Origin of the sequence: Streptomyces sp. NPDC057743 (assembly GCF_042798755.1) — a bacterium.
Classification (GTDB): Bacteria; Actinomycetota; Actinomycetes; order Streptomycetales; family Streptomycetaceae; genus Streptomyces.
Genome location: NZ_JBHVJX010000044.1, coordinates 43,098 through 53,563 on the forward strand (window position 1 = coordinate 43,098; position 10,466 = coordinate 53,563).

Sequence of the window (10,466 nt, forward strand, 5' to 3'; positions counted from 1 at the left end):
ACTGCAAGACCTTTCGCAAGAGATTGCAACGGTGTTACGTTCCCTGGCGAGCCGGTCCGGTCGGCCGGAGGCCCACCCACGGTGGGTCCTACGCGCCCGGCCGACCGGACCGGCCACCAACTGAGGCCCGCACGGGGCGGGATGAGCGGACGGCCGGACGGCCGGACGGCCGGACGGCCGGATAGCCGGACGTCAGGTCGCCACCGGCCCGGTGGAGCCGCGCACCACCAACTCGGGCTGGAAGACGAACTCGGTGCGCTGGACCGGGTTTCCCTGGATCTCCTCGACCAGCGCGCCCACCGCGGCGGTCGCCATCGCCTGCACCGGTTGCCGCACCGTGGTCAACGGCGGGGCGGTGAACGCGATCAGCGGGGAGTCGTCGAAGCCGACGACGGAGAGCCGGCCGGGGACGTCGAGGCCCCGCTGACGGGCGGCGCGCACCGCGCCCAGCGCCATCAGGTCGCTGCCGCAGACGATGCCGGTGCAGCCGTCGGCCAGCAGGGCCGAGGCCGCGGCGTGGCCGCCCTCGACGCTGAACAGGGTGTGCCGGACGAGCCGTTCGACCCGCCGCCTCGGCAGACCGAACGCCTCCTCCAGGGCGGCCGCGAAGCCCTCCGCCTTGCGGCGGGAGGGCACATAGCGGGCTGGACCGACCGCCAACCCGATCCGCTCATGGCCGAGTTCGACGAGGTGGCGCACGGCCATCCGGGCCGCGGCGCGGTCGTCGGGCGAGACGCAGGGCGCGTCGACCCGCTCGTTGTAGCCGTTGATCAGGACGTAGGGCACGCCCCGGGACGTGAGCCGGGTGTAACGGGAGGGATCGGCGGCGGTGTCGGCGTGCAGGCCGGACAGGAAGACGATGCCGGTGACCCCGCGCTCCTCCAACTGCTCGACGAGTTCGTCCTCGGTGGCACCGCCCGGCATCTGGGTACACAACACCGGCGTGTAGCCGTGGCCGGCCAGGCACTGCTCGATGATCTGGGCGAAGGCCGGGAAGATCGGGTTGGTCAACTCCGGGATGACCAGGCCGACCAGGCCGGCGCTCCGTCGTCGCAGCCGGACGGGGCGTTCGTAGCCGAGGACGTCGAGCGCGGCAAGCACCCGCTGCCGGGTCCCCGCCGCCACGCCCGCACGGCCGTTGAGGACGCGGCTGGCGGTCGCGTCGCTGACCCCCGCCTGGGCGGCGATGTCCGAGAGCCGCGGGGCTGTTCGAGGGGTTGGTCGGGTCACTCCTCCCACCAGATCGCGGTGTCGGCCGGGATTTCACGAATTTCAGAAACTTCGGGACTTCCGGGAACTCCCAAGTCGCGGGGGGCGTTGGACGGTTGACGGGCCGGTGAGCCGGACGAACCGAGCGGGCCGGATGCACCGGTCGAGCCAGAGAGGAAAGAGGAGACGGGAGATGACGAGGGCGAGCGGAGCGAGGAGCGCGAGCACGAGGGAGAGTCGACAGAAGATGAAGTTGGTGAGGTTGGTGAGTCCGATGGGGCCGATGCAGCCGATGCGGGCGGTGCAGCCGATGCGGGTGCCGCATCCGCGGCGAACGGCGCCCGCGACGAGAGCAGTTGACGGGCAGGCGGCAGAGGCAGCCGGACGGCCTCCGCCGTGGTGTTCACCGTGCAGATCAGTCCACCGGGGCGGCGGAAGGCCAGCACGCCCTCCGGGGCGGGCAGCCACTCGATCGCCTCCCCCGCGCCGAGGCCGGGGTGGGCGCGGCGCAGGGCCAGCGCGCTGCGGTACAGCTCCAGGGTGGAGGCCGGATCGCCGGTCTGGGCCTCGACGGTGAGCGCGGCCCAGTCGTCGGGCTGGGGCAGCCAGATCTCGCCGGCGCCGAAGCCGTATGGGGGCTCGGTGCCGCTCCAGGGAAGCGGCACGCGGCAGCCGTCGCGGAGGCCGTCCTGCCCGTTGGCGCGGAAGAAGGACGGGTCCTGGCGGGCCTCGTCGGGGAGGTCGGTGACCTCCGGCAGTCCCAACTCCTCACCCTGGTAGAGGTAGGCGGAGCCGGGCAGCGCCAGCATCAGCAGGGTGGCGGCGCGGGCGCGGGCCAGGCCGCCGCCGAGGCGGGTGCGGTGGCGCACGACGTCGTGGTTGGAGAGGACCCAGGTGGCCGGTGCGCCGACGGCGCGCAGGGCGGCGAGGGAGGTGTCGATGGTGGCGCGGAGATCGCCGGCGTCCCAAGCGGTGTTCAGGTAGTGGAAGTTGAAGCCCTGGTGGAGCTCGTCCGGGCGGACGTAGAGCGCCAGCCGTTCGACGGAGGGGGCCCAGGCTTCGGCGACGCCGATCCGCGGCCCGGGGTACTCGTCGAGGATCGCGCGCCAGGAGCGGTAGATGGCGTGCACGCCGTCCTGGTCGAAGAAGGGGAGGACCTGTGAGCCGATGAGGCGGGCCTGTTCGCCGTGGCCGATGTCGGGCAGGCCGGGCGCCTTGACCATGCCGTGGGCGACGTCGATGCGGAAGCCGTCCACGCCCAGGTCGAGCCAGAAACGGAGGATGGAGCGGAACTCGTCCTGGACGGCGGGGTGGTCCCAGTTGAAGTCCGGCTGTTCGGAGGCGAAGAGGTGGAGGTACCACTCGCCGTCGGGGAGGCGGGTCCAGGCGGGGCCGCCGAAGAGGGACTCCCAGTCGTTGGGCGGGAGTTCGCCGTCGCGGCCGCGGCCCTGGTGGAAGTGGAAGCGAGCGCGGTGGACCGAACCGGGGCCCTCGGCGAGGGCGCGGCGGAACCACGTGTGGTGGTCGGAGCAGTGATTGGGGACGAGGTCGATGATGACGCGAAGACCGAGGCGATGGGCCTCGTGGAGGACGGCCTCGGCGTCGGCCAGGGTGCCGAAGAGGGGGTCGATGGCCCGGTAGTCGGCGACGTCGTAGCCGCCGTCGGCCTGCGGGGAGGCGTAGAAGGGGCTCAACCAGACCGCGTCCACGCCCAGATCGCGCAGGTGGCAGAGCCGGCTGCGGATGCCGGGCAGGTCGCCCATGCCGTCGCCGTTGCCGTCGGCGAAGCTGCGCGGGTAGATCTGGTAGATCACCGCGTCGCGCCACCAGTCGGTGGCCGACGAGTCCGTTGACGTCGACGGAGCGGGCCGCGAAGTGGCCGTTGCGGCAGGGGCGTTGTCGCCCGGCTCCGGGTGCCCGGCGGGAGTGGTGTCGGGTGGGGCGGTGTGCTGTCGGGTCATGTCATCCCTTGGTGGTGCCGGCGGTCAGTCCGGAGACGAGGTGACGTTGGGCGAAGGCGAAGACGAGCGCGGCCGGTACGGCGATGAGCACGGCGGCGGCGGTCATCGAACCCCAGTCGTTGGTGTACTGGTTGACGAAGGTCTGCAGCCCGCCGGCGAGGGTGAGGTTCTCCTCGCCGGTCATGAAGGCGGAGGCGTAGGCGACCTCGGCCCAGGCCGTGACGAAGGTGTAGAAGCCGGTGACGGCGAGGCCGGGACGGGCGAGCGGGAGGACCAACCGCCAGAAGGTGCCGAAGGGGTTGAGGCCGTCGACCCGGCCCGCCTCGTCGATCTCCACCGGGATGGTGTCGAAGAAGCCCTTCATCATCCAGGCGCAGAACGGCACGGCGATGGTGAGGTAGGTGAGGACGAGACCGGCCGGCTGGTTGAGCAGGCCGAGGGAGGCGAGCAGGTTGTAGAGCGGCACGATCAGCACGGCGACCGGGAACATCTGGGTGATCAGCAGCAGCCACATCAGCGGGCGCATGCCGGGGAAGCGGAAGCGGCTGACGGCGTAGCCGGTGGTGGCGGCGATGAACACCCCGAGGACGGTGGTCAATCCGACGACGACCATGGAGTTGCCGAACCAGGTGAGGAAGGAGGTGCCGGTCAGGACGTGGGTGTAGTTGGCGAGTGTGAAGTGGGAGACGAGGCCGGTGGTGAAGGCGTCGTTGGTGGGTTTGAAGGAGGTGATCAGCAGCCACAGCGGCGGGAAGACCGCGACGACGGTCGCCAACAGCAGGGCCAGATGCAGCCCGACGGAGACCAACGGACGCCGCTCGGACCGAGACCGAGAGCTAGGACGGAAGTCAGAACGAGAGCCAGGACGAGAGCCGGGACGAGAGCCGGGACGAGAATCGGGGTGCGCCACGTTCACCACACCTCTCCCTGTTTGCGCAGCGTTCGTCGGTAGCCGATGGCGACGAGGGCGAGGAGGGCGAGGATGACCACGCCCCAGGTGGCGGAGGCGGAGAAGTTGCGGGGGCTGTCGACGAAGGAGAGCCGGTAGGCGTAGGTCACCAGGATCTCGGTGGCGTCGCCGGGCCCGCCCCTGGTGAGCAGGAAGATCACCGGGAACATGTTGAACGTCCAGATGGTGGAGAGCAGAAGCACCGTGCTGCTCACCGCGCGCAGGCCGGGCGCGGTGATGTGGCGGAAGCGCTGCCAGGCGCCGGCGCCGTCCATCTCGGCGGCCTCGTAGAGCTCGCCGGGTATCGACTGGAGCCCGCCGAGGAGGGCGACGAGCATGAAGGGCACGCCCAGCCAGACGTTGACCGCGATCACCGAGAGCTTGGCCCAGGTCGGGTCGTTGAGCCAGGGCACGCCGTCGATGCCGCCGCCGGCCAGCACCTTGTTGAGCAGACCGTTCTTCTCGTTGTAGAGCATCCGCCAGGTGAAGACGGAGACGAAGGCGGGGATGGCCCAGGGCAGGATCAGCGCCAGGCGGTACCAAGTGCGCCCGCGCAGCTGGCGGTTGAGCAGGGTGGCCAGCGCCAGGCCGATCAGGAAGGTGAGCGCGACGCAGGCGAGGGTCCAGGTCACGGTCCAGCCCAGTCGGCTCCAGAAGACGCCGTCGGTCAGCACCGCGCGGTAGTTGGCCAGACCGGTGAAGTGGTAGGTGGCGGGGAGGTGGTTCATGCCGATCGAGCGCTCGACGTTGGCCTCGTTGGCATCGGTCAGGGAGAGGTAGAGGCCGCGGACGAGGGGGATCCCGATGATGACGCCGACGACGAGGACGACCGGGGCGGCCATCGTCCAGGCGTACCAGTGGGTGGTGAGCGCCCGGCGGAGGCGGGCGGTGAGCGTCACGTGTAGTCCTTGAGCAGCTTCCGGTAGGCGTCCCCGACGGACTTGGCGGCCTGCTCGGGCGTGGCCGCGCCGGTGAGGACCTTGTTCATCTGGACCTTGAGCGGCTCGAAGAGGGAGTTGCCCTCGGCGATCCAGGGGCGTTGGACGGCGCCGTCGACGGCGGGCTTGAAGAAGGCGACCATCTCGTTGTGCTTGACGGAGGGGGCGTTGTAGACGGACTTGCGGGTGGGCAGCAGGCTGAGCCGCTCGGTGGTCTGCTGCTGGACCTTGGCGGAGCTCATGTACTTCACGAAGGCGTAGGCGGCGTTGAGGTTCTTGCTGCCGGCGTAGACGGAGAGGTCCCAACCGCCCTGCGGGGAGCCCTTGGCGGTGGATCCGCCGGGGACGGGGGCGACGCCGAGGTTGCCCTTGTCGGCGAATGCCTTGCCGGCGCGGGCGCCCTCGATGTCCCAGGGGCCGTCGATCGCCATCGCGACGGTGCCGTCCTTGAGGGCCTTGAGCTGGTTCTCCTGGCCGTCGGTGGCGTCGGTGACGGCGGCCTTGGAGTCCACGAGGTGCTTGAGGGTGCGGAAGGCGCGGACCCCGGCGGCGTTGTCGATGGTGACCTTCTTATAGGCCGCGTCGACCATGTTGCCGCCCTCGCCGTAGAGGTAGGGCAGGAACCAGTAGGGGTCGTCGCCGCGCAGGTAGAGGGCGGTGGCGCCGGTCTTCGCCTTGATCTTGGCTGCCGCGGCGCCGAGTTCGGCGAAGGTCTTGGGAACGGGGACGCCGGCGTCGGCCAGCAGCTTCTTGTTGTAGAAGAGCGCGAGGGTGTCGATCACCTGGGGCGCGGCGTAGGTGCGGCCGCCGAACTTGGTGGAGCCGACGGCCTGCGGGAGGTAGTCGGCGGTGTCGGCCAGGGCCGGGGTGCCGTCGAGCGGGGCGAGGTAGCCGAGGTTGGCGAAGTCGGCGACCCAGGCGACGTCGGTGCGCATCACGTCGGGGGCGCCGGCACCACCGCCCGCGGCGTTCTTGAACTTGGCGTTGGCGTCGCCGAACGGGACGTTCACATAGGCGACGTGGACCTTGGGGTGCTCCTTCTGGAAACCCTCGGCCAGTTTCCGGTAGGTGGCCTTCTCGGCGTCGTTGGAGGTGTCCCAGAAGGTCACGGTTCCGGCCAGTTCACCGCCGGTGCCACCGCCGCCGTCACCCCCGCCCCCGCATCCCGTCGCCGCCAGTGCCAGGCCCGTCACCAGCGCGGTGGCGAGCGCGCCACGTATGCCACACCGCATCTGAACTCCTTAGGGGAAAGCCTCGGTTGGCGGTCTGGAACGTAACAGCGCCGCAAACAATCCGAAAGATGTTGCGAGAGTTTTCTGCAAGAATTCCGGAAGCCACTGCGGTGCCCTGGCCGGAACCGGACGCCCCGGGGCCCTGGCGCACCGTCACCCGCCGCCCGCCCGCGCGTTGACCTCCGTGGAAGCACCTTCGCCTCATGACCTGACAGGGACGGCAGATGACCCAGGAGCTCACTTCCCCCAGCCCCGCCCCCCAGGCCGCCGGAGTCGACGGAGCCCGGGGGTGGTGGCGCGACGCCGTCATCTACCAGGTCTACGTCCGCTCCTTCGCCGACAGCGACGGCGACGGCATCGGCGATCTGCGCGGGGTGCGCGACCGGCTCCCCCACCTCAAGGAGCTGGGCGTGGACGCCGTCTGGCTCACCCCGTTCTACGCCTCGCCGCAGGCCGACGGCGGCTACGACGTCGCCGACTACCGCGCCGTCGACCCGCTGTTCGGCACCCTCGCGGACGCCGACGACCTCATCCGCACCGCCCACGACCTGGGCCTGCGGGTGATCGTCGACGTGGTCCCCAACCACACCTCCGACCGACACCCGTGGTTCACCGACCCCGAACTCGCCCGGCAGCGCTACGTCTTCCGCCCCGGCAAGGGCGCGCACGGCGAACTCCCGCCCAACGACTGGGAGTCGGTCTTCGGCGGCCCGGCCTGGACCCGCACCGACCGCGGCGACTGGTACCTGCACCTCTTCGCCCCCGAACAGCCCGACCTGGACTGGGAACGGCCCGAGGTCCACGAGGAGTTCGCCGCCATCCTGCGCTTCTGGCTCGACCTGGGCGTGGACGGCTTCCGCATCGACGTCGCCCACGGCATGGTCAAGGCGCCCGGCCTGCCCGACATCGGCCACGGCGAACAGGCCCGCCTCATCGGCTCACAGGTCCTCCCCTTCTTCGACCAGGACGGCGTGCACGCCATCCACCGCTCCTGGCGCCGACTCCTGGACGAGCACACCGAGGCCAGCGGCCGGGAGGTGATCGGGGTCGCCGAGGCATGGGCGCCCAGCGCCGAGCGGCTGGCCCTCTACGTCCGCCCGGACGAGCTCCACCAGGCGTTCAACTTCCAGTTCCTGAACACCCCGTGGGAGGTCGCGGCGCTGCGCGAGGTCATCGACTCCTCGCTGGCCGCCACCGTCGCCGTCGGCGCGCCCACCACCTGGGTGCTCTCCAACCACGACGTCGTCCGGCACACCACCCGCCTCGGCGGCCTCGCCCGGGCCCGCGCCGCCACCCTGCTGATGCTGGCGCTGCCCGGCTCCGCCTACCTCTACCAGGGCGAGGAGTTGGGACTGCCGGAGGTCACCGACCTCCCCGACGAGGCCCGCCAGGACCCGGCGTTCTTCCGCGGCCGGCTCGGCGGCGACGGGCCGGAGGAAGTCGGCGCCTCCGGGACCAGCGGCCAGGACGGGTTCCGGGACGGCTGCCGGGTGCCGCTCCCCTGGTCCGGCGAGCAGCCGCCGTACGGCTTTGGGCCGGGCGGGAGTTGGCTGCCGCAGCCCGCCGACTGGGGCCGGCTGAGCGTGGCGGCGCAGACCGGCGACCCGACCTCCACGTTGGAGCTCTACCGCAGCGCGCTGGCGCTGCGCCGCCGGCTGCCGGGGCTGGGCGACGGGGAGATGGCCTGGCAGCCCGCCCCCGCAGGGGTGTTGGCGTTCCGCCGCCCCGGGGTGCTGTGCGCCGTCAACACCCTCGACCGCGAGGTGGAGGTGCCGGTGCCCGGTGAACTCCTGCTCGCCAGCGCGCCGGTGGCGGCCGACGGCTCCTCGGCGGTGCTGCCGGGGGACAGCTGTACCTGGTGGGCAATCTGAGATGCGCCCGGTACAGTCCAGTGCCATGACCGCCCGGCTGGCCGATATCGCAGCACAGGCGGGTGTCAGCGAGGCCACCGTCAGCCGGGTTCTCAACGGGAAGCCCGGCGTCTCCGCCACCACCCGCCAGTCGGTGCTGGCCGCCCTCGACGTGCTGGGCTACGAGCGGCCGGTGCGGCTGCGGCGGCGCAGCGCGGGCCTGGTCGGGCTGATCACCCCGGAGCTGGAGAACCCGATCTTCCCGGCCTTCGCCCAGGTCATCGGGCAGGCGCTGACCCGGCAGGGATACACCCCGGTGCTGGCCACCCAGACCCCGGGCGGCTCCACCGAGGACGAGCTGACCGAGATGCTGGTGGACCGCGGGGTGGCCGGCATCATCTTCGTCTCCGGACTGCACGCCGACACCGACGCGGACATGGCGCGCTATGCGCGGCTGCGCGGCCAGGGCGTGCCGTTCGTCCTCATCAACGGCTTCTCCGACCAGGTGCAGGCGCCCTTCGTCTCCCCCGACGACCGGACCGCGGTGGAGCTCGCGGTGACCCATCTCACCGCGCTGGGGCACCGGCGGATCGGGCTGGCGCTCGGGCCGAAGCGGTTCGTGCCGGTCCAGCGGAAGATCGACGGCTTCCTGGCCTGCGTCGAAGAGCAGCTCGGCCTTACCCGGGACGCGGCGGAGCCGTTCATCCAGCACTCGCTCTTCACCCTGGAGGGCGGGCAGGCCGCGGCGGGCACGCTGATCGAGCGCGGGGTGACGGCGATCGTCTGCGCCAGCGACATGATGGCGCTGGGGGCGATCCGGGCGGCCCGGCAGCGCGGGCTGGCGGTGCCGCGGGAGATGTCCGTGGTGGGCTTCGACGACTCCCCGCTGATCGCCTTCACCGATCCGCCGTTGACGACGATCCGGCAGCCGGTGCCGGCCATGGGACAGGCGGCGGTGCGGGCGCTGCTGGAGGAGATCGGGGGCACCCCGGCGCCGCACACCGAGTTCGTCTTCCATCCCGAACTGGTGGTCCGGGGCTCGACGGCGTCGGCGCCGAAGGCGGCACCCGAGGCGACGGCGGCCCCTGGGGCGAAGGCGGCTCCTGGGGCGGCGAAGGTGCCCCGGCCGGCGCGGGCCTCCCGGTAGGGCGGGGGCCCGCGAGCGCGCGGCGTGGTCCCGTGGCGGGTCGCCCCCTGCTCGTCCCCTGGTCTTCCCCTAGGGGAAGACCCCTCCTCCTGAGGTGTGAGGCGGGGTGTTGCTGACCGCACCAGAGGCCGATCGGCCGCAGATCCCTTTCTGGCAGACTGTCTGCCTATGGGTGAAGCGCACGTGAGGACTCTGGACGACCTGTCAGCCGCCCCGCCGACCAGCGGGGAGCGGGCGGTTCGTCCGGCGGAGAAGGGCCGGCTGGCCCGGCTCAGAACCCCGCGCTCGCCCCGGCTCTGGTTCGAGATCCTGCTGATCGCGGTCAGCTACTGGATCTACTCGATGATCCGCAACGCGGTCCCCGAGCAGAAGGCGCAGGCGCTGCGGAACGCCGACTGGATCTGGCGGGCCGAGCACACCCTGGGCATCGCCGTCGAGCACACCGTCAACCACGCCGTGAATTCGGTCACCTGGCTGATCGTGTCGATGAACTACTACTACGCGACGCTGCACTTCATCATGACGATCGGGGTGCTGGTGTGGCTCTACCGCTGGCACCCCGGGCGGTACGCGGCGGCCCGGCTGGCGCTCTTCGCGACCACCGGCGTCGCGCTGATCGGTTACTACTTCTACCCGTTGGCGCCACCCCGGCTGATGCCGGACGGCGGCTTCGTGGACACCGTCATCGAGCACGGCACCTGGGGCTCGATGGCGTCCGGGAACCTCGCGTCGATGTCCAACCAGTACGCCGCGATGCCCTCGATGCACATCGGCTGGTCGCTGTGGTGCGGCATCACCATCGCGCTGCTGGCGAAGCCGGTGTGGGCCAAGACACTGGGCCTGCTGTACCCGGCCACGACGCTGACGGTGATCGTCTCCACCGCCAACCACTTCTGGCTGGACGCGCTGGGCGGGGTGCTGTGCCTGGCGTTCGGCTATGCGTTGGCGTACGCGTGGTACGGGCGGCTGCCGCACCGGCTGGCGCGGTACGCGGGGGCGGCGAAGGTGAAGGTGCCGAGCCCGCTCAAGGCGTGAGCGGTGCGCGGGGGTGACCCCGCGCACCGGGCGGCGGGGGGGGGGCGGGGGGACCCCATTACGGGGGCCCCCGCCCCCCCCCCGGACGCCGGCGGGCGGCGGGGCGCCGCCCGGGCCGGGGCCCCGGGGGAAAACAGGGAGCGGG

General features: G+C 71.6%; 8 protein-coding genes. 3 read left to right on the forward strand and 5 right to left on the reverse strand.

Annotation, left to right across the window (positions count from 1 at the left end; genetic code table 11):
• Window positions 1-192 precede the first annotated feature (192 nt).
• From ACFVFQ_RS33455 to ACFVFQ_RS33475, 5 genes are all read right to left on the reverse strand, one after another.
• Complete coding sequence (locus ACFVFQ_RS33455) at window positions 193-1,239, reverse strand: LacI family DNA-binding transcriptional regulator (RefSeq protein ID WP_383423364.1); 1,047 nt, start codon at window positions 1,237-1,239, stop codon at window positions 193-195.
• On the reverse strand, window positions 1,227-3,170 hold the full coding sequence (locus tag ACFVFQ_RS33460; RefSeq protein WP_383423366.1) for an alpha-amylase family glycosyl hydrolase: 1,944 nt from the start codon (window positions 3,168-3,170) through the stop codon (window positions 1,227-1,229). Before ACFVFQ_RS33460 ends, ACFVFQ_RS33455 begins: the two co-directional genes overlap by 13 nt.
• A gap of 1 nt (window position 3,171) precedes the next feature.
• A complete protein-coding gene (locus ACFVFQ_RS33465; RefSeq protein WP_383423368.1) occupies window positions 3,172-3,978 on the reverse strand; it encodes a sugar ABC transporter permease in 807 nt (268 codons plus the stop codon).
• 104 nt (window positions 3,979-4,082) lie between these two features.
• Entirely contained in the window at window positions 4,083-5,018 is a 936-nt protein-coding gene (locus tag ACFVFQ_RS33470) for a carbohydrate ABC transporter permease (RefSeq protein WP_383423370.1), read from the reverse strand.
• Window positions 5,015-6,289, reverse strand: a complete 1,275-nt coding sequence (locus ACFVFQ_RS33475) for an extracellular solute-binding protein (RefSeq protein WP_383423372.1) — start codon at window positions 6,287-6,289, stop codon at window positions 5,015-5,017. Before ACFVFQ_RS33475 ends, ACFVFQ_RS33470 begins: the two co-directional genes overlap by 4 nt.
• 224 nt (window positions 6,290-6,513) lie before the next feature.
• On the opposite strand from ACFVFQ_RS33475, the gene ACFVFQ_RS33480 reads away from it, so the two are divergent.
• The 3 genes from ACFVFQ_RS33480 to ACFVFQ_RS33490 all read left to right on the forward strand — a co-directional run bounded on the left by ACFVFQ_RS33480 (window position 6,514) and on the right by ACFVFQ_RS33490 (window position 10,321).
• Window positions 6,514-8,160 (forward strand): glycoside hydrolase family 13 protein, encoded by a 1,647-nt coding sequence (locus ACFVFQ_RS33480; RefSeq protein WP_383423375.1) that lies wholly within the window; start codon window positions 6,514-6,516, stop codon window positions 8,158-8,160.
• Between the two features lie 25 nt (window positions 8,161-8,185).
• Window positions 8,186-9,286: a LacI family DNA-binding transcriptional regulator gene (locus ACFVFQ_RS33485; protein ID WP_383423377.1), complete on the forward strand. Its 1,101-nt coding sequence runs from the start codon at window positions 8,186-8,188 to the stop codon at window positions 9,284-9,286.
• Window positions 9,287-9,454: 168 nt separating this feature from the next.
• Entirely contained in the window at window positions 9,455-10,321 is an 867-nt protein-coding gene (locus tag ACFVFQ_RS33490) for a phosphatase PAP2 family protein (protein ID WP_383423379.1), read from the forward strand.
• Window positions 10,322-10,466 lie beyond the last annotated feature (145 nt).